General features: G+C 36.1%; 15 protein-coding genes. 7 read left to right on the top strand and 8 right to left on the bottom strand.

Translation table 11 applies throughout. From position 1 onward, the window contains the following. Positions 1–2: 2 nt before the first annotated feature. From NXV01_RS05955 to NXV01_RS05945, 3 genes are all read right to left on the bottom strand, one after another. Complete coding sequence (locus NXV01_RS05955) at positions 3–1,838, bottom strand: ABC transporter ATP-binding protein (RefSeq protein WP_148364182.1); 1,836 nt, start codon at positions 1,836–1,838, stop codon at positions 3–5. 120 nt (positions 1,839–1,958) lie between these two features. Further along, a complete protein-coding gene (locus NXV01_RS05950) occupies positions 1,959–3,092 on the bottom strand; it encodes an ATP-binding protein (protein WP_148364183.1) in 1,134 nt (377 codons plus the stop codon). Positions 3,093–3,170: 78 nt separating this feature from the next. Beyond that, positions 3,171–5,249 carry a BT4734/BF3469 family protein gene (locus tag NXV01_RS05945; protein ID WP_259021930.1) on the bottom strand — a complete coding sequence of 693 codons (2,079 nt, stop codon included), beginning with the start codon at positions 5,247–5,249 and terminating at the stop codon, positions 3,171–3,173. 603 nt (positions 5,250–5,852) lie between these two features. Between NXV01_RS05945 and NXV01_RS05940 the strand changes: the two genes are divergently transcribed. Next, the gene (locus tag NXV01_RS05940) at positions 5,853–6,464 is read left to right on the top strand and encodes an HU family DNA-binding protein (protein ID WP_259021928.1); all 612 of its coding nucleotides are present in this window, start codon (positions 5,853–5,855) and stop codon (positions 6,462–6,464) included. A 171-nt stretch (positions 6,465–6,635) separates the two neighbouring features. On the opposite strand, the gene NXV01_RS05935 is transcribed toward NXV01_RS05940, so the two are convergent. Next, complete coding sequence (locus NXV01_RS05935) at positions 6,636–8,189, bottom strand: ATP-binding protein (RefSeq protein ID WP_259021927.1); 1,554 nt, start codon at positions 8,187–8,189, stop codon at positions 6,636–6,638. Between the two features lie 253 nt (positions 8,190–8,442). On the opposite strand from NXV01_RS05935, the gene NXV01_RS05930 reads away from it, so the two are divergent. Beyond that, the gene (locus NXV01_RS05930) at positions 8,443–8,928 is read left to right on the top strand and encodes an acyltransferase (protein ID WP_259021924.1); all 486 of its coding nucleotides are present in this window, start codon (positions 8,443–8,445) and stop codon (positions 8,926–8,928) included. Between the two features lie 32 nt (positions 8,929–8,960). Further along, positions 8,961–11,561 (top strand): hypothetical protein, encoded by a 2,601-nt coding sequence (locus tag NXV01_RS05925; RefSeq protein WP_259021923.1) that lies wholly within the window; start codon positions 8,961–8,963, stop codon positions 11,559–11,561. A 10-nt stretch (positions 11,562–11,571) separates the two neighbouring features. Here NXV01_RS05925 and NXV01_RS05920 read toward each other — a convergent pair whose 3' ends face one another. After that, entirely contained in the window at positions 11,572–11,724 is a 153-nt protein-coding gene (locus tag NXV01_RS05920) for a hypothetical protein (RefSeq protein ID WP_259021922.1), read from the bottom strand. A gap of 201 nt (positions 11,725–11,925) precedes the next feature. Here NXV01_RS05920 and NXV01_RS05915 point away from each other — a divergent pair, with 201 nt between their 5' ends. Continuing rightward, the gene (locus NXV01_RS05915; protein WP_259021921.1) at positions 11,926–13,053 is read left to right on the top strand and encodes a glycosyltransferase; all 1,128 of its coding nucleotides are present in this window, start codon (positions 11,926–11,928) and stop codon (positions 13,051–13,053) included. Beyond that, a complete protein-coding gene (locus NXV01_RS05910; RefSeq protein ID WP_259021920.1) occupies positions 13,050–14,162 on the top strand; it encodes a glycosyltransferase family 1 protein in 1,113 nt (370 codons plus the stop codon). Before NXV01_RS05915 ends, NXV01_RS05910 begins: the two co-directional genes overlap by 4 nt. A 63-nt stretch (positions 14,163–14,225) precedes the next feature. Here the strand turns inward: NXV01_RS05910 and NXV01_RS05905 are convergent, their stop codons facing one another. Genes NXV01_RS05905 through NXV01_RS05895 form a run of 3 tightly spaced genes read right to left on the bottom strand, consistent with a single transcriptional unit; the run spans position 14,226 to position 15,898 of the window. Continuing rightward, on the bottom strand, positions 14,226–15,047 hold the full coding sequence (locus NXV01_RS05905) for a glycosyltransferase family 2 protein (RefSeq protein ID WP_259021918.1): 822 nt from the start codon (positions 15,045–15,047) through the stop codon (positions 14,226–14,228). A gap of 1 nt (position 15,048) precedes the next feature. After that, positions 15,049–15,702 carry a glycosyltransferase gene (locus NXV01_RS05900; protein ID WP_259021917.1) on the bottom strand — a complete coding sequence of 218 codons (654 nt, stop codon included), beginning with the start codon at positions 15,700–15,702 and terminating at the stop codon, positions 15,049–15,051. After that, positions 15,671–15,898: a glycosyltransferase family 2 protein gene (locus NXV01_RS05895; RefSeq protein WP_259021915.1), complete on the bottom strand. Its 228-nt coding sequence runs from the start codon at positions 15,896–15,898 to the stop codon at positions 15,671–15,673. The genes NXV01_RS05900 and NXV01_RS05895 overlap by 32 nt, the downstream gene beginning before the upstream one ends. 180 nt (positions 15,899–16,078) lie before the next feature. Here NXV01_RS05895 and NXV01_RS05890 point away from each other — a divergent pair, with 180 nt between their 5' ends. Together NXV01_RS05890 and NXV01_RS05885 are read left to right on the top strand one after the other, a co-directional pair. Then, a complete protein-coding gene (locus NXV01_RS05890; protein WP_259021913.1) occupies positions 16,079–18,421 on the top strand; it encodes a glycosyltransferase in 2,343 nt (780 codons plus the stop codon). 74 nt (positions 18,422–18,495) lie between these two features. Further along, positions 18,496–19,656: a glycosyltransferase family 4 protein gene (locus NXV01_RS05885; RefSeq protein ID WP_259021911.1), complete on the top strand. Its 1,161-nt coding sequence runs from the start codon at positions 18,496–18,498 to the stop codon at positions 19,654–19,656. The last annotated feature ends 4 nt before the right edge of the window (positions 19,657–19,660 follow it).

The following is a 19,660-nucleotide window of genomic DNA, read 5'->3' as shown; positions in this document are numbered from 1 at the left end:
AATTACAACTGCTGCATATCATGCAGACGTTTATAGTAACCGTTTAACTCAATGAGTTCTTCATGCTTACCACGTTCCACAATCTCACCCTCATACAGCACACAGATTTCATCTGCATTCTTAATTGTAGAAAGACGGTGGGCAATAGCAATCGTCGTACGTGTTTTCATCAAACGTTCCAACGCTTCCTGCACAAGACGTTCTGATTCGGTATCCAAAGCAGAAGTAGCCTCATCAAGAATCAGAATCGGAGGATTCTTCAGAATAGCACGCGCGATACTGATACGCTGGCGCTGGCCACCGGACAATTTTCCACCACGGTCACCGATATTCATATTATATCCTTCCGGTTTCTCCATGATGAAATCATGCGCATTGGCTATCTTTGCCGCTTCTACAACTTGTTCCATTGTCGCATTCTCCACACCAAAAGCAATGTTATTGAAGAATGTATCATTAAACAGAATAGCCTCCTGGTTTACATTACCAATCAAACTGCGCAAATCTGCAATACGTACATCACGAATACTTGTTCCGTCAATGGTAATATCACCCTCCTGCACATCGTGATAACGCGGCAACAAATCGACTAATGTGGATTTACCGGATCCCGATTGTCCAACCAGTGCAATCGTCTTCCCTTTAGGAACTGTCAGGTTTACATGTTTCAGCACCTCTCTCTTACCATCATAGCTGAAAGAGATATCTTTAAATTCTATTTTATCAAACAAACCTTTCAACGGTTTCGGATTCGGAATTTCCTTAATCTTATTCTCTGCCTTCAGGATTTTATCAACACGTTCCATGGAAGCCAAACCTTTCGGAATGTTGTATCCAGCTTTAGCAAAGTCTTTCAACGGATTGATTACACTATATAAGATAACCATATAGAAGATGAATGTAGGAGCATCGATGCTTGCATTCTGTCCCAAAATCAATGTACCTCCAAACCACAATACGGCTACAATCAGGATTGTTCCTAAAAACTCACTCATCGGATGAGCCATAGCCTGACGTATGGCAACCTTGTTTGTCGCATCCCGGAGCTCGTTGCTACACTTGGTGAAGCGGTTAATCATTTTATCTTCCGCAATAAAAGCCTTGATGATGCGCAAGCCTCCCAGTGTTTCTTCCAATTGCGACATCGTATCACTCCATTTCGACTGCGCCTCCAATGACTGGCGTTTCAGTTTTCTTCCGACTACTCCCATCAGCCAACCCATTCCCGGCAATACAACGATAGTAAAGAGTGTCAACTGCCAACTAACCGTAACCAATGTCACAAAATATATAATAATCAGAATTGGACTTTTCATCAACATATCCAATGAACTAGTGATGGAATTTTCCACTTCCCCCACATCACCACTCATACGAGCTATAATATCTCCCTTTCTTTCTTCCGAAAAAAAAGACATCGGCAGACGCATAACCTTAGCATACACCATAATACGAATATCACGTACCACTCCTGTACGCAATGGAATCATCACGGCTGAAGAAGCAAAGTAACAACCAGTTTTAAACAATGTCATTACCATCAGGAACAGTCCCAAGAATATAAGAGCCATAGTGGGACCATTATCCACGATCATCTGAGATATGTAATAATAGAAGTTATTCTTGGCAACATCCGCTAAATCTCCACTACCCCATTCCATAAAATGGTACACTTTATCCGCTCCTTCTGTTTTAAACAGAATACTCAAGATAGGAATCAAAAAAGTAAATGAGAATACATTGAATACAGCAGACAAAATATTCAGCAAAACAGCCCAGCCGATATACTTCTTATAAGGCGACACAAAACGTCGCATTAGTTGTAGAAATTCCTTCATTATTTACCATTAAAAAAGTTAAGACCGCAAAGATACAATAAAACTGATTAACAGACAGTAGTTTCAGCTAATTATTAACGCGATTTATCGAAAAGCGTTCTTCAATAAATGAAAAATGACTTAATAATTCTCTTTCAGCCAAATTCCCAAAAAACGATCATATATCTGACAGATTCCCATTTCCTGAGTCACGAAATCCTTTTCCAGTAACCCTTTTAGTGCTGCTTGGACTGAACTAGCAGAAGCCAGTCTGTATTTTCTAATGAAAGCACCGGAAGTGACAGCTTTAGCCTTTCCCTCTTTAGTGATAGCAATCAGCAACTCCTTTTGTTTTTCCGGCAAACGAAAAAGAATCTCCGAATAAGTATATCTGAATGAATCAATAATCTGCCGAATAGCGCCTGGCACCATTTCAACTCTACAGACTCCCTGTTCCGGAGTCATGTCATAAAGCGTATTCAACACTTTTTGTATATACCATGTGATTCCCTCAAACTGTTGATAAATCGCAACAATAGCGTTTTCTTCTATTTCTTTGCCCGCACGCTTGAAATGAGTACCTGCAAAACGAATATATTCTTCTAAAGGAATACTTTCCAAATGCATCATTGATACACTTTGATAAAAAGGCCGGGAAGGCGTTAAAAACATATTTCCCATCACATGCCGCTGACTCCCTGCAAAAATGAAACGTGCATTATTACAATGTTGCACATAGGTCCGAAGAGTAGCTTCCACATTTTTCTCTACATATCCGGAAATCTGCTGGAATTCATCAATTGCAACCAGACAAGGTTTATCCGCCTGTTCCAAATACCGAAAGATTTCATCGAGTGTAGTAGCCGGAGCTTGTATATCCCCTAGCCCCAAATTCAAAGAAGGCATACCATTCACATCAAAAGAGATACTGGCTTGCAAAGATTTCACACATTCCCAAAAGCTCTGCAAAGCTTTCTTCCCCACAGGTTTCAGCACTTCCAGAATCTCCTTACTAAGTGCAAAGACCAAATCACGCAACGAACGGCTATCATATATATCAATAAAAAAGGTATAGTAACCCTGTTTAATTTCAGGAAACTGAAAGCAATGACGGATCAGCCCTGTCTTTCCCATTCGCCGGGTAGAGACAAGAGCCAAATTATTCCCATTCATCACCTCGCGCACCAACTGTTCGCTCTCAAAACGGCGATCGCAAAAATAATCAGCAGAGACATATCCGCTTGTTATAAAAGGATTTCTTATCATAGTCTTCATACATCTCACGTTATTACGCAAAGATAATTATTATAAAATAATAAAAGCCATCTACTATACATTATTTCATCATCATCCTTACTCAACAGGCACCACATGATAATAGACCCCACGCGTTTTCCTGAACGACTTTACCCCCAATCTCTGCAAGATACGCCCGAAATAATTAACTTGTCCGGAAGAAAACTTCATTTTACTTGCCTTTTGTATACGCTGAAGGATATCTGCAGCAAGCAACCACTCTCCCTCTTCTTCCTCTTCCGCTGCCCGGTAATATACCTGAAACAATTGTTCAATCGCCGGAGACTGTTCAAATTCCCGATTAGCTTCCGTCATGATAGCCTCTTCCTTCTCATCAAACCAGTAGCGTTCATTACTACGCAGCAATGCCATTGCCTGCGCATACAATTGTTCATAATCAATAGGGTGGACCACATCAATCACTCCCGTCACCTCGACACCGATAAAACGACGACTGCCGGAAGTATCCGTCAGCAAATCTTTATGATTACTCGTACCTATAAAAGAAGCGTACCGGCGAAGCTCCTCCACTGCCGAAGCATTCGGACGTCGCGTATTGACAACAGGCTTTTGCAGAATATGCTTGAGAAAAGACTGCTGATTGATGCCAATCTGATCAAACTCATCCATATTAATCAATAGAAAACGATTCAAATACAGTTCGGCATCCCGTTTCCGGCTGAAATCAATACTGTCCGTATAATACGCCTGCAAACACGGGGGCAAGATCAATCGGCAAAATGTAGATTTACGATAGGCTTGCGGACCGATTAATATTGGCGAAGTACTGTTCGCGTGATTCTTACCCATCCCACGCCAGTGTGCAACCATACTAAGAAACCAGCGACGAAACAATTGAGTCCAATAAGGATGATCACAAGGAACCCGTTTGGCAAGATTACCAATATAATCTTTGCCGTTCCAGCGAGGAAGGTCATAAAGAAATTCTTCGACTGGCTGATAGAGCGGCACATGATCCGAATTCAGGTAACGCACGACATCTTTATCCCAAAGTTTAAGTCCCTCATATTGTGCATTCATTGTAATGCTTGCCATCAACCGTTTATCCACCGGACGAAAATAAAAATTAAAGCTATTCCGTTCGCGACATTCCACTTGTGATGTCAGTTGGTTGAAACGAAAATCATAACGCCGTTTCATAAACTCGTCCATCTGCATGACAAATAATTGTTCCGGCAAGAGACTACTCTTACTCGCAAATCCCTCACAAGTGCGGTATACATTTCGTACGGTTTCCCGAACCAATGTATCGTCCTTCGGCAAGCGATAATGGGCACGAGACCATCGTACTGTATCTTCTTCAGGAATACCGGCACGGAAACAATGTCCCGCAAGGTTAATCAAAAGCGATTGTTTGTCTCCTTCCGATTGATAATCAGTCTCTTCATCCAGCGCACGTGCAAAAGCAGCTTCGAAAAGTACAGAAAGCGCATTACATTTTTCATATCCCGGCGCAAGCCGTTGCAACGGCGAAGTTTCCGTTTGCACCCGTTCGCGATAAGTCACCTCACCCGGCATAGCCGCAGGCTGCTTCATATAAATAGGCATTGCATTGGGATTAAAATACAAGTTCGGGTCAAAAGTTAAACGACAATATTGCTCCAACGAAGGCACTTTCAGTTCAATATCATAAGGGAGTTGTGGCTGATAATATTTCACTGCCAACCGATAGGCATGCGCATGAAAAAGCTCTGCTTCCTCACTAGTTGTCGGCAGAAGATCATTGGGATAAGTAAAACGTACCCATACTTTCACAGACTTTCCGGAAGAACCGGTGAAAGCTAAGTAAGTCTGCGGAAGTTCCTTTACCCGTTCTTTCACTTCATCCGCTTCCATGTGCCCAGACAAATTGTTGACCTGAATCATCACAATGCCATTATATTCACTCATCGTCGTTATGCCGCCTTTGCGAAAAAAGGCGGCTGCGGGTATCAACTTCGGTACATTCTGTACATAGTCATTTTTATCACCCGGAAGCATAAAAGGCAGGACTTCTCTCATTTTTGAGACAGGCTGTGCTTTGGTTTCCACTTTCATTTGCTCCACGAGCTGTTCAATTCTTAACGTACGCATAGTGTTCACCTTGCCATCGTCTCTTACCAGTGTTATTCTCATTACTTCATTTATTTGTCCTGCATGTGTTTGTAGGGCGATTATTATGATACAAAGATACTGTAAATATTACATACAAACAACTTTTCCGGAAATACTTACTACACCTCTCTACTAGAAAAGATTTTTCAATTTCATTTCTCATATTCTCATAGATTTAAGATAAAGCACATATAATCAAAGAAGTACATTATGAGAAACGTTTTTAAAATAGGCATTTCTCATACTGTCCTCATCGATTTTCTTCAAAAAAACGCTATTTCTCATACTATTTCAGGGTATTTCTCATAGTCAGTTACAGCTATTCTCCTATTTATCCACCAAGCTTATCTTACCAAATATCTAGCTATTTCTTTCATGTAAACAACTAGTTAATTACTTGTTTTTCATCTAATAATGTCGTATCTTTGAAAGAGCATACCAATCGTTCCACTACAGTGCACAGGCCTGTTCACTACAGTAAAAAGATATGTCTACTAGAGTGAAAAGAACCGTTCACTGTAGTGGAACAATCAGGATGGCGGTTGAATAATAAAAGAATAAAGGCAAGATGTGATAAGCGCATCAGGTATATAACATATAAACAACCATTAAATTAGAACAAAGATGGCAATACAATTCGAGTTTTATAAGAATCCCCAACCGGAGAAAGAAGGAGAAGAACCTAGTTATCACCCGCGGGTGGTTAATTTTCAACATGTGATCACTCAAAAGCTGGCAAGAGAAATCCATATGGCAACTACTTTCGGGAAAGCGGAAGTAGAAGCCATGCTAATGGAATTGAGCAGATGTATGGGAAACCACCTACGTGAAGGAGAACGAGTACATCTGGATGGAATCGGCTATTTCCAAATTACATTACAGGCTACCGAACCTGTACATTCGCTTGCCACTCGCGCAGACAAAGTGAAGCTAAAATCTATTAACTTCCAGGCCGACAGAGATTTAAAAAGTTTATGTATGAGTACTCACTTACGACGTTCGAAATACAAGCCACATTCGGCGTCCCTCTCAGAAGAAGAGATTGACAAGAAGCTCACTGCCTATTTTGCAACCCATCCTGTATTGACCCGTAGTAATATGCAGTCACTCTGTTGTTTTACCCAAAGCATGGCCAGCAGACAGATTCGTCGTCTGAAAGCAAAGGGTAACTTACAGAATATCGGCAAACCCACACAGCCTATTTATGTACCAGCTCCGGGGCATTATGAGAAATGAGTTCAACGGGTATGAGAAATAAGCCAAATTAAGGCCTATTCGCGAATGAAACTATGAGAAATGCCAAATTCAAAAACATTTCTCATAGTTTATACTATTAATAATCTGACACTTAGAACATATTTATGAGAATATGAGAAATGAATATTTTATATCCATTTCGGAGGCGTGTCAATTCTCCACCAACCACTTTTCTATATTTCTTGTTTCAGCACTAAAGTTCACACCAATCTTGAAAAGCTTTCGTGAATCCGTTGCAAACGGACGAGCATAATGTTTATCCTCTATCTGCTGCAAAGCTTCTTCCGCCGTACCATTCAATTTAAATTCCATGATATAGATGAATTTATCGGTCTGCAATACCATATCCACACGACCCTCACTCGTATGGTATTCTGCTTTTACATAAAAACCAACCAGTTTACACACGATATAAAGTACATTCTGATAATGTAACTCCAATTCGCGGGCAAGCTCGTATGGAATATCAGAGAAGAAACTTTGCAAGCGACGAAAAAAAGATTCATAATCACCAGCCTCCACTTCACGAACAAATTTCTGAATTTCAAAGGGAGATTCCACTTTATCTACGTTCGCATAATAAGGAAGCAGGAAACGGACAAACCCTTCTTCCACTTCACGATTAGGAAAACCTAAACGGTAAATACCAAATTCTTCATCATATCCTTTAATAGTGAGGTATCCGCTCTGATAAATCACGGGGATAGGATTAGTAGATTCAGAATCTATACTGTTCAGTACCTGTTCATCGGTTTCTTCATGGGCCATTCGGTGTAGATCATAATGATGCTTCTTCAGCAACTCCACTAAATAAGTGGGAGTACCTGTTTCAAACCAGTAGCTTTTAAACTCATTCCTATCAAAAGCCAAAAGCAGACTGAAAGGATTGTACATTCCTTTGGAATTGTGCGTGAAATGATAGCCATCATACATTTCTTTCAACCGGACACATATCCCTTCATACGTCACTCCCTGCACATTGGCAAATTCATGAAGTTCGGCATCCAGATTATCGTATAGTTCCTGTTCGCTCACACCACAAATATCTATATATTTATTCCACATTGAAATGTCATTCAGATTATTCAAATCACTGAATACACTGACTTTACCGAACTTGGTAACTCCCGTCAACAAAGCAAACTTAATACAGCCATCCTGACTTTTCAATGCGCCATAAAAAGCTTTCAATGTATTACGGAAACTCTTTTGCAAAGCATCATCACCAATAGCCTGTAACATTGGTTTATCATACTCGTCCACTAGGATCACCACACTTTGCCCCTCTTGCCGACAAGCACGCTTAATAATCCCCTCAAAACGCATAGCCAAGGATTTCTCCGATGGCTCCGCACCATATATCTTCTCCCATTCCACCAACGCCCCATTCAGTTTATTCTCCAAGCTTTCCGGAGTATCATATTTTTCGGTATTCAGATCAAGATGTAATACGGGATACATTATCCACTCTTTTTCCAGCTTCTCCATAGCCAGTCCTTCAAAGAATTCACGCTTTCCTTGAAAGTAGGCTTCAAGCGTAGAAATAAGCAGACTTTTGCCAAAACGGCGCGGACGACTTAAAACATAGTAACTCCCGGTTTTCACCAATTGATAAATCAATTCCGTTTTATCAATATAAAAATAGCCACCTCTACGGAGTTTCTCAAAATTCTGTATACCAATAGGGTAAATCTTGCCACCCATATTTCCATCTGTTTAAGTTCACATCGTACAAATATAGTCATTTGCTGTTTGCAAACAGCAAAAAGTAGGAGAAAATGCTGTTTGCAAACAGCAAATAAACACACTCCAGCAATTCGCTAAGATATTTTTATTTTCTCGAAAAGGCACATGCCTTTTAATAATTTGATAAGGAAATAACAAAGAGTAAAATAATAAGTTGTATTTGTCCTTTCATTTTCTTATTTTTGTAAGATTGAATACAAAAATGAAAAGCATGATTAACACAACGGCAAAGATAGCCCCAAACGCACAAATAGGAAAAGGAACTATTATTGAAGAATTTACAGTTATCGCTCCTAATGCTAAAATTGGAAACGAATGCAAAATTCATCGTAATATATTTATTGATTCAAACGTAATAATCGGAAACCGAGTCAAGATACAAGACAATGTTATGATTCCTCATGGCGTGACACTGGAGGACGGAGTCTTTGTCGGGCCATCAGTATCTTTCACAAATGACAAGTATCCCCGTTCCATAAATCCTGACGGAACATTAAAATCATCCGAAGATTGGGACGTCAGCGAGACTGTGGTTAAATATGGCGCTTCTATCGGAGCCAACGCGACAATTTTGTGTGGAGTAACTTTAGGAGAATGGTGCATGGTTGCCGCTGGTGCCGTTGTCACCAAAGACGTCCCGGCATATACCCTGGTAGCTGGAAATCCTGCAAGAATTGTAGGACCTGTGAATTTCTGACCTTTGAACAAACATCTATCAAAATCAATATTATGGAAAATAATCTGATTCAAGCGGCAGTGGACTATGTCCATAATCTGGACTGGAGTGATATCTTCACAAATATTATTTCAAACAAACTTCTCTTTATCTTATCTATCGCGATACCAGTAATCATTCCATTACTCAATATCTACAAAAGAATTGTAAGGATAAGAAAAATTGTAATATTAAAAGTTTTGAATTGGAAGTTGGTATCACAAGTCGATCTGGCACGATATAAGATAAGAGCCATATTTGACATTACCTTGTTTGTTATAACAATAATTATTTTCTTTATAACCGATGGCCAATACAAGTGGTATGCAATGATACCAGTCGGAGGGATAGTAATCACCGAATGCTGTGCCAATTACAGGCATATACTACAACGGATACCGTTCAAACGGATAAAAGAATTTCCCTATCTTAAATATGAACAAGCTGCACTAATTATCCCCAAAGGATTAGTCGGTATATTATCCACCACATTAAAGGAAGTAAAAGACATACCTGCTAATCCCAGAATGATGAAAATTCATTTTGCCACTACTGACGAATCATACGAAACCCGCCAGGTGATAACAGATAAATCTATAATTGAAAGAATCATAAAGAACGAGATTGTTGCCTATTATGATAGCCTGACAGAAAAAATCAGAGAAAAAGGATATGACCGAAGTCAATTTTTCTATATAGAAAATGAAAATGGGCACAAAGAATTTATATGTGATATATTAAAGGGTATATATTCTCTGGAAAATGTTTATAATGCCATTATACAAGTCCAGTCGGATATCACAAAAGATGGTTCTATCCGCTTTATTGGTGATAAAGTGGGAATCAGAGGTTACAAACTGGAAAAAGGCGAACTTTTATTGGACATATACGAGACGGATCATTTTACATTTAAAGTTTTCAAAAAAATATTCAAGGACCGCAGATTCAAGAGAATCTTTCAAGAAATTATCTGTAGAACCAACAAAGCAAATGATAACATAAAACCTCTACTGGTGGAATCGCTAGCCTTCTTGTTTTCTTCTTTCGGGATTGATATAATTATCGGAGGTAGAGATGCCAGAGGAGCTAAAAAGATGTTGGTAGCAGCAAGAAGCGGGCATATAGAAAGCGACAACAGATCCACTTTGCACGTTCCTGTCAATGAATCCTTTTCCCGGACAGATCTGGTTGAACACGACCAATATTATAGTCCCTATCATTGTGTGCTTCGCGGCATTAAAGAAGAGTTAGGAATTCCGGAAGAAACTTGCAAAAAAGCATCTGTATCATTCCATGACTTTGCCATTGTATCCGATGAAGGAGAGATTGGTTTAGGATGTTACGTCGACTTCTCTTTTGTCATGCCGCTGGAAGAAGCGAGATTATATCCGGGACAGGACAAGTATCTTGAACTTGCTGATATCCTGATAGTGCCTTATCCGCCTTTCAAATGGTCTCCATTCGCTTATGAAGATTATTTTTATAAAACGACAGGCAACGAAAAATTCTGTATGCAGTGGCAAAGTTTTACGACACTGTTATATCAACGAGCTATTCTAAGGAATGCCGAGGCGTCTATCCCCATAATATGGTTAGTGGACTCTATTATTATACTGACTTTGCTTTTCTTACTGACAAATTATACTCAGATTGATTTAACGAGTACGGTCATTTCTTTAATATTAGGAGGAGTGGCACTCTCTATAGTGAAACGGTTCAACAATAAACCCGCACATAAACTTACTTACGGAAAATTCCTGAAACCTTTCGTTCCACAATGGAATGGAGATGTAAGAGTTTTACAGTCAACGATGCACTCTCAAATCGTCAAAGGATCAAGAAAGGAAACAAATCCCATAGCTGACGGTATCATGTTCGGGCTAAACAGTCCTTCCGAACAGAAACTGAAATTGTCCGACATTCATTTGCTTACTCCCCCATTCTGTACCGTCCGACGTGAATTCGTTAATTTTACAGAATATCCTATCAGTTTTTACTATGTCACAGAAAAAAATGGAGATATCGGGAACTGCTTGTCTTTTATCAAGATACCATATGCTCTATCCAGCGACGACCTATCTTTATTGTTAACTATTAAAACAGAGAAAGGCCATATTGTCTCCTATAATTTTACTAAACCCATCCATTCCGATATTATACTGGATTTTACTAAAACACTAGATGAAAAACAGATTAATACATTTAGTAAATATTATAGAATAAACAAAGATTTACTCAAAAATGTACAAATCGCTTCCTTAGATGAGAACTTTCAAAAAAGATGGTTTCCTTTGGATTTACTTAATGCCGGTAATGACTACTTCTGGTCTGTCATCGACATGGAAGATGAACTGGAAAAACACGACAGTTATGATTTTGACTTTAAAATCGGAAAGAAGACCCAACCACGTGATTTGTATATGAAAGTGATCGCAAAGAATATGGATAGAAGCTGTTTTTCAATCAGACTCAATGGCCATTTGAAGGATATGGAAGCTTTTTTATGCGCTTTTACCTCCAGAAATGACAATAGAAGGAAAATGAGCGATTTGGATATTTATATGATGCAGCTATTTCTTATCAGAATTGGAATAGTATATGCAAAAAAGAAATAGGAGCGATTATTTAATATTGAACATTTATATATAAGCAGAAAAGAATTTCCAAATCTAATGAGAGTTTCTTTCCACTGCGCTGATAGAAGTCCATTGCCAGCTCAATCTGTTTATGTTCTGCAAAATACAAGTCATCAGCCGCCACAAACAAAGTATCGTCCATATTATCATACAACTAAATATTTAGAAAACCTTTAAAATACCAGACGGGAGACTTACAAACTAATCATCGTTTTTCAGTTCAATTTTCATGCAAAAGTACATACAAATTATTACGTTAAATAAAACTAAAGTAAATAGTTCGTTATTAAACTCTCACTTTTTATATATACCTTAGCTAGAAATTGAATTATACAATATCCATATGACATTTGAATTATTTACAAAAAATAAAAATCACCATATATTATATTCTTTATTAAATAGAAAGTGGGCTTATATTTCATATATACCTGAAGTATACTACAGAAAAAAAGATTTACATTATATGCTATCTCACCAAAATAAAAGAGAAGCTCTTATTATAGGTAAAATTTTTCATAGATTAGGATATAATGTGAAAGTAGCCCTATTTAATGACCCCAAAGAATGTGATAACAGAAAGTATGACATTATTTTTGGCCTTGAACCTAACTTCATAACAATGTGCCAGAAAAACCCCAAGGCTCTTAAGATATATTACGCAACAGGAGCATATTGGGAACATCAAATAGCTAGTGTAATCACTCAAACAGACTTATTTAACAAAGCCCACAATACTCATTTACAATATTCCCGATTAGTCAAGCCACACAATAGTTGTGAAATAGCAGATACTATATTTCAAATAGGGAGTTCATTCACAATCAAAACTTATCCACAAAAGCTACAACAAAAAATTAAAATTATTAATCAATCTAGCAATTTTACAGGTCTGTGCAATCTTGAAAAGAAATTAAAAACAACATCTAATACTGAATTCATATGGTTTGGCTCTGATGGTAGTATTTTAAAAGGATTAGACATTGTCATAGAATATTTCACACAAAATACTCATTTGAAATTACATATAGTAGGTCCCATCGACCCAGATTTCAAAGATTATTTTCAACCTAGAACTAAGAAATATACCAATATAATTTTTCATGGCTTCTTACACACACATTCTGAAGAATTTATGAATATAGCCTATAAAGCATCATTTAATATATTTCCTTCCGGAAGTGAAGGATGCCCTGGTTCTGTAATTACACTAATGCAAATGGGGGTTATTCCTATTGTGTCACCATGGGCAGCCTTTGATAAAATTGAAGAATATGGCTACTTACTACCAAATTTATCCATAAAAGCAATAGACAAGGCTATCCAATGGAGCAGAGCATTATCTCCTACCCAAACCCAAGAATTAATAATAAGAAACATAAACTATTCAAAACAAAAATGGAACATACAACAATTCGAATATGAATTTCAATATTTGTTAAAAAACGAAATCATTAATCATACAAAATGAAAAAGCCATATATATTATACGATTCCCAGATATTTGACCTTCAAAGGATTGGAGGAATATCACGCTATTTCTGTGAAATCATTTCAAGATTACAACAACCTTTTGACATTAGTATACGATACAGCGAGAATTACTACCTAAAAAATTCAACAATAGCACGACATCGAATTCCACTTCCACAATGCCTATTTAAACGGTATAAAGACAAATTACTTCACAAAAATCTTAAGTATACAAAGAATAGACTTAGAACATCATCTCCTTATCTTTTACATGCCACTTATTATGAACCTTATTTTTTAAAATATATAGGCAACAATCCTTTTGTCATAACAGTACATGATATGATATATGAAAGATTACCTGAATATTTTTCAAAAGAAGAAACTGAACAAATTATCCAACAAAAAAAAGAAATCATATCAAAAGCTAGCCGTATTATCGCAATTAGTGAAAATACCAAAAAAGATCTGATAGAGTTATTACACATTGACCAACAAAAGATAGATGTTATCTATCATGGGACAAGCATGCAGCGATTTGAAAAAAAAATCACCATGCAACTGCCAGAAAAATACGTCCTTTTTGTTGGCAGCAGATACTCATACAAAAACTTCAATCGTTTTATAGAAGCTTTTTCCTTACTAGCTCAAAAAGATAGTAAGCTATACCTTATTTGTACAGGCAATAGGTTCAGTCAAGATGAAGAAGATAAATTATCAAAATTACATATTAAAAACAGAACACTACAAATTAATGCATCCGATAAAGAGTTGAGCGAACTATACACCCGTGCCTCCTTATTTGTTTTCCCATCTTTATATGAAGGATTTGGTATACCCATCTTAGAGGCTTACGCATGTCATTGCCCTATTGCAATAAGTAACACTAGTTGTTTTCCTGAAATAGCAGGAGATGCAGCCATATATTTCAACCCTTATTCTGTAAAAGACATAACCAATACTATAGAAGCAATAATATACAATCCTCAAAAAGCCAATGAATTAATTCACAAAGGCATTAAACGGTTAGAATTATACTCTTGGGAAAAAACAGTTGTAGAAACAGAAAAAACATATAAAAAAACAATACGAGGTTACAACTTTTAAACATGTACAACAAACAAATCCGGCAGAAGTATTCAAAGAAACTGTATATACTTCAGAATAACTTTATTTCCTGCCAGAAAAAAAATCATTAGTTTTTAATATGAACAAAAGCAACGGTTTGATGCGATATTGAAGCCGATGAGTCTTACTTAAACGCAAAAAAACATCTAATAAAGGAAGCTTTTTCAATTGTTCTGCTTCCTGAAAATATTTACGCAAAACAGGAGAAAACAGATGGTCCAAAACTTGTTCTCGCTCTCTAATACATTCTTCTGCCGAAAGCGAACTGACACCACTCGTATCAAAATTACTAATAGTCCGTTTTACATGTCGATAAGAACACCCTTCCAAAATAATCTTCTTCACAAAAAATTCCCAATCTGAAACGATCCTCAAACTCTCTGTATAAAGATAACTTTGAAACAATTCTCTTTTAATAAACGTAGCAGGGTGCCCTAACGAACGCTCTAGAAAATAACCAACAGTCAAAACATCTGGATAAACAAAAACAGCTCCCCCTCCATTTGCCTCCATAAAAAATAAATCCCCATAAACAATATCCTCTCCCGACAAAAAACTATGAATATCAGACAAAACAGCCGAATCACTCAATATATCACCTGAATTCAAGAACAATAGATATTCACCGGAAGCCCTCTGTATTCCTTTATTCATGGCATTATAAATTCCTGAATCCTTTTCAGAGCACCAGAAATCTATATATTGTTGATACCCCTGAACGACTTCTTTACTTTTATCAGAGCTAGCACCATCTATAATAATGTACTCATATTCATTATATGTCTGTTCCACAACACTTCGAATTGTTTTCTCCAATCCAGAAGCATTATTATAATTTATCGTAATAATAGAAATTTGTTTCATTCTACTTCTTTTTCAGGTTGCCCTTTATATATTTATAAAACAAACGGCGATACCACTTATTTTTGTGTCGAGCAATTCGCGATTTGCAATCTTCCAGCTCTTTCTCACAAAGGAACAATCGACGTAAAGGAAGAATTGCACTTCCATAATACAACAAATAACGTCTTATATGTTTCTGATAAATATAATTCTCAACTTCCGCGATATTCTGAGCTGCGGTTACGTTTTTAGAGACCGCCTTTATTCGATAAAAGAACAAAGGTTCCTGTATTTGATATACAATACTTTGCTCATCCAACAATCGTATATAAAATTCCCAATCCTCTAATCCCAAATGCATATCTTCATCAAAACCACCAATCCGAAGCATATCGCTCTTTCTAAAAACTGATGAACAAAAAATCTCATTGTTGACTAATAACTTAGCATAACCTTTATAAGATACTTGACTGTGATTAGTCGCTTCCCCAAAAAAGTCCCATTGACAATACACCAACAATGTTTCCGGATGATGAGTAAAATGGGACAAGGCCTTTTCTATATAAGTTTTCTCCAATTTATCGTCTGCATCTAAAGGTAGAATATAAGTACCCAACGCTTGTGCAGCTCCTATATTTCTTGCTTTAGAAACACCCCCCATTTTCCTGAAAGACATACTTGAACCTCTCATCCTTCTTCACATATTCCAAGGCTATTTCTTCTGTATTATCAGTAGACCCATCATTTACGATGATCCCCTCCCAATTCTGAAAAGTCTGCTTTTCCAATGAGTTCAAAGCATCCGAAAGATAAATTCCCTGATTATAACATGCTATAACAACCGAGATGATAGGAGCTTCTTCATATTTCATTTTAACATTAAATAATAAACAACTTTCTTCATTTCAAATTTTAATTATACAAACATACAAAAAATAACACTAGCCCCAAACAATTATTTTAAAAACTGTCTTTATTCCGAGATAAAACGTAAGTTCGCTTGCCACTTCTATTTTTCTTCATACCTTTGCATCTAACAATTTTTACGCACTATGGATATCGATATTATAATACCCATTTATAATGCTTTTGATTTTGTCAGAAAGTGCATTGAAACAGTAATTGAGCATACAGATCTTACCCAGCACACATTATTGTTAGTCAATGATAAAAGCACAGACGAAAGAATATTGCCCTTATTGAATTCCTTTATAAAAGAAAATCAATCGCTAAATATCATATTAATAAATAATAAAGATAACCAAGGATTTGTCCGAACTGTGAATATTGGCATGCAATATTCACACCATGATGTAGTCTTATTAAATAGTGACACAGAAGTAACCAGAAATTGGCTTTCCAAGATGCAAAACTGCGCATATAGCAAACCAGCAGTAGCAACTGTTACTCCCCTATCCAACAACGCGACTTTAGCATCTGTACCTGTTTTTTTGGCAGAAAACACCATTCCTCCAGGTTTAAGTGTAGAAGAATATGCTAACCTTGTCGAAAAATGCAGTATGAATTTATTTCCAGAAATCCCTACTGCGCACGGATTCTGTATGTATATTAAAAGGGAGGCAATAGACGATCTAGGTCTATTTGACGAAGAAACTTTTGGGAAAGGATATGGGGAAGAAAATGATTTCTCATATAGATGTTTACAAGCTGGATATAGACATTTACTATGTGACAATACATATATTTATCATAAAGGAACCCAATCTTTCACTCAAGAAAAAACCAATTTGATAAACTCTCATCTACAAATATTAAAAGAGAGATACCCAGTATGCTTCGCAAACACAGAAGCTTTTGTTCAACAAAATCCAATCTCAGACATACAACTAAATGTACGTTATAACACAGATATGTATTCTAAAAAAAACATACTGATCGTAATACATGAATTCAAAGCAATCAAGGAAAGAAATATTGGTGGAACAACATTACATGTACATGATTTAATTAGAAACATGCGAAAGGAATTTAATTTCCATGTAATCTATTATTCTGTGGATGATTTCAGATATTATCTAACTTCTTATTTTTCATCTGACGAGATTACTGTTTCACTAGGCACGTATTCTCAATATACAGCTTTAAACCTTTATAATGATGTTTTCAAGAAAGATATTGAGAGACTAATAACAGCCCTAAGAATAGATTTAATCCATATCCATCATTTAAGAAACATGTATTTGGATATTTTCAAAGTGGCACAAGATAAGAACATTCCCTTTATATATACAATGCATGATTTTTATTCAATATGTCCTTCCGTAAAACTCTTCGACGAGGAAACTTTTCTTTGCAGTTATAACAACCGAAGTGGATGTGCTTCATGCATATCAAAAAAGTTTAAGCAGAATATTAATTTTATACCTTTATGGAGAAAAGAATTTTATTCGAATCTAAAATTGGCAAAGAAAATAGTCGTCCCCTCTTACAATACCAAGAATATTGTTTTAGATGTATACAAAGACCTAACAATTGATGTGATAGAGCATGGCTACAATCAAGTAAACAAAGATTCGAATTATTCTAACACAAAGAAAAATAAAAAAGAAAAGTTTAATATTGCTTTTATTGGTGGGATTTCAGAAGAAAAAGGATTAAGATATTTAAAAGGGTTAATAGCTGAAGCAAAAAAATCCGAAATAACAATCCATCTCTTTGGAATGGCAGAAAATAAAAAATATAACACCAATAAACAAAATTATATCTATCATGGTGAATATTTACAGAAAGACTTACCTAATCTACTACTTGAAAATGATATTAAATTAGTATGTTTAATGTCCATGTGGCCAGAAACATATTCCTATACTTTATCAGAAAGCCTTATTGCAGAAATTCCTGTAATCACATTCGATTTAGGAGCTATAGCTGAACGGGTGAAAGCCATTGATGCAGGATGGATTTTTCCCATACACAGTACTGTAAAAGATATTTTTAAGTTTATTTTAACAGTCAAATCAGACATCACCGGAGAATACCAAAAGAAAAAAGAGAATATCAGGCATTACATAAAAGATATGAAGTCTGTAAAAGAAATGACTGATGAATATGCGAGAATATACAATAAAGTCATCAATACGTTCCCTGTTTTGACTTATGATATCAATGACATACAATCAAAGATTGAATTCTACAAAAAAAGCAGAGAACTCAATCCATCAGGTATAAAGTTAATACAAGAAAATAAAGAATATAAACGCATAAAGAATATCATTAAAGGATCAGCACCTTTTAAACGTGCTTTTAGAGAGTTGAAGCTCTATCGTGAGACTTATACAAACAGTAAGTGGCGAAATAAAATCCTTTTTAAATTTATATGGTATAGAATTATATGTCTTAATATTTGTAGTATTTTTACCAAAAGATATTATTAAATAGTTCATCTTAAAAATACACCATACACATAACAAAAGAAGTCATAAACCCAATTCAATAAAGTTCTATCAAAATGATTAACGTCTTATACATAGCAGTAGGTGAAGGAGGCTCTGACCAAGCATTAATCACTTTAATTAAAGAACTCAAAAGCAAAATAAGGCCTTATGTCACATTAGGAAAACTAGCAAGCCAATCAACCATTGATAAATTGAGATCGGAAAATATACCATATAGTATTCTCAATTACGACTTCTTCTGGTATCCCTCAAAAAAAAATTTATGGAATTATATTACTCGGCCCATATATGCCTTCAAATTAAAAAATAAAAATAAATTCTTTGCCAAACAAATTATAGAATTATCTAAACAATATAAGATTGATATTATTCATACCAATTCTTCCGCATATCAGTTCGGGGCTGCTGCTGCTCAATCACTAAAGATTCCACACATATGGCACCTAAGAGAATATCAATCTTTAGATTTCGGACATTCACACGCTTACTCACTTCCATATTTAAAGAAACAACTACACAAACCCGGCAATTTCAATATAGCAATAACAAAAGGTATATATAATTTCTACCAACTAAAGGAGGAAAACTCGACTATTATTTACGACGGTGTTTTGAAGCAAAATTATAAACCTAAAGAACTTCCTAAAGAAGATTATTTTCTATTTGTAGGACGTATCGTAAAAGAAAAAGGTATCTTTTCATTATTAAATAGCTATAAAGACTATCTAGTAAGAGGGGGTAGCTTCAAATTAATACTTGCTGGGAACTATTCTTCAAAGACAAAACAAAAAATTGATAGACTAATAGAAAAATACAATATACAAAATAGTATTATGTTTAAAGGACTACTACCCACCAATCAAATATATGATCTAATGAATCGAGCAACAGCTTTAGTCGTCCCATCACCTTTTGAAGCATTTGGCCTAATTACAGCAGAAGCAATGTTTAACAAATGCTTAGTCATTGGAAAAGATACTGCCGGGACAAAAGAACAATTTGACAATGGTCAAAAGAAATACAATAAAGAAATTGCTCTTCGTTTTACCAATGAACAACAATTAACCACCCATTTAACAGATATAGAACAGAAACAGATACAACAATACACCAAAATCATCGAACGAGCATATAATTATGCTTCATCATTATACTCTATTGAAAACAATGCCAAACAGATAGAGCGTCTATATATAGACGTTCTTATAACATAGTTAT

This window comes from Bacteroides sp. BFG-606 (assembly GCF_024788145.1).
In the GTDB taxonomy this organism is placed as follows: domain Bacteria; phylum Bacteroidota; class Bacteroidia; order Bacteroidales; family Bacteroidaceae; genus Bacteroides; species Bacteroides vicugnae.
The sequence above is the reverse complement of the archived record's forward strand: the minus strand, read 5'-3'. Positions and strand labels throughout refer to the sequence as shown.

Coding starts and splice junctions, on each gene's coding strand:
- NXV01_RS05905 (WP_259021918.1), bottom strand. CDS start 15,047: ATGAAACAAATTTCTATTATTACGATAAATTATAATAATGCTTCTGGA.
- NXV01_RS05900 (WP_259021917.1), bottom strand. CDS start 15,702: ATGTCTTTCAGGAAAATGGGGGGTGTTTCTAAAGCAAGAAATATAGGA.
- NXV01_RS05895 (WP_259021915.1), bottom strand. CDS start 15,898: ATGAAATATGAAGAAGCTCCTATCATCTCGGTTGTTATAGCATGTTAT.
- NXV01_RS05910 (WP_259021920.1), top strand. CDS start 13,050: ATGAAAAAGCCATATATATTATACGATTCCCAGATATTTGACCTTCAA.
- NXV01_RS05890 (WP_259021913.1), top strand. CDS start 16,079: ATGGATATCGATATTATAATACCCATTTATAATGCTTTTGATTTTGTC.
- NXV01_RS05945 (WP_259021930.1), bottom strand. CDS start 5,249: ATGAGAATAACACTGGTAAGAGACGATGGCAAGGTGAACACTATGCGT.
- NXV01_RS05885 (WP_259021911.1), top strand. CDS start 18,496: ATGATTAACGTCTTATACATAGCAGTAGGTGAAGGAGGCTCTGACCAA.
- NXV01_RS05925 (WP_259021923.1), top strand. CDS start 8,961: ATGGAAAATAATCTGATTCAAGCGGCAGTGGACTATGTCCATAATCTG.
- NXV01_RS05935 (WP_259021927.1), bottom strand. CDS start 8,189: ATGGGTGGCAAGATTTACCCTATTGGTATACAGAATTTTGAGAAACTC.
- NXV01_RS05920 (WP_259021922.1), bottom strand. CDS start 11,724: ATGGACGATACTTTGTTTGTGGCGGCTGATGACTTGTATTTTGCAGAA.
- NXV01_RS05950 (WP_148364183.1), bottom strand. CDS start 3,092: ATGAAGACTATGATAAGAAATCCTTTTATAACAAGCGGATATGTCTCT.
- NXV01_RS05930 (WP_259021924.1), top strand. CDS start 8,443: ATGATTAACACAACGGCAAAGATAGCCCCAAACGCACAAATAGGAAAA.
- NXV01_RS05915 (WP_259021921.1), top strand. CDS start 11,926: ATGACATTTGAATTATTTACAAAAAATAAAAATCACCATATATTATAT.
- NXV01_RS05955 (WP_148364182.1), bottom strand. CDS start 1,838: ATGAAGGAATTTCTACAACTAATGCGACGTTTTGTGTCGCCTTATAAG.
- NXV01_RS05940 (WP_259021928.1), top strand. CDS start 5,853: ATGGCAATACAATTCGAGTTTTATAAGAATCCCCAACCGGAGAAAGAA.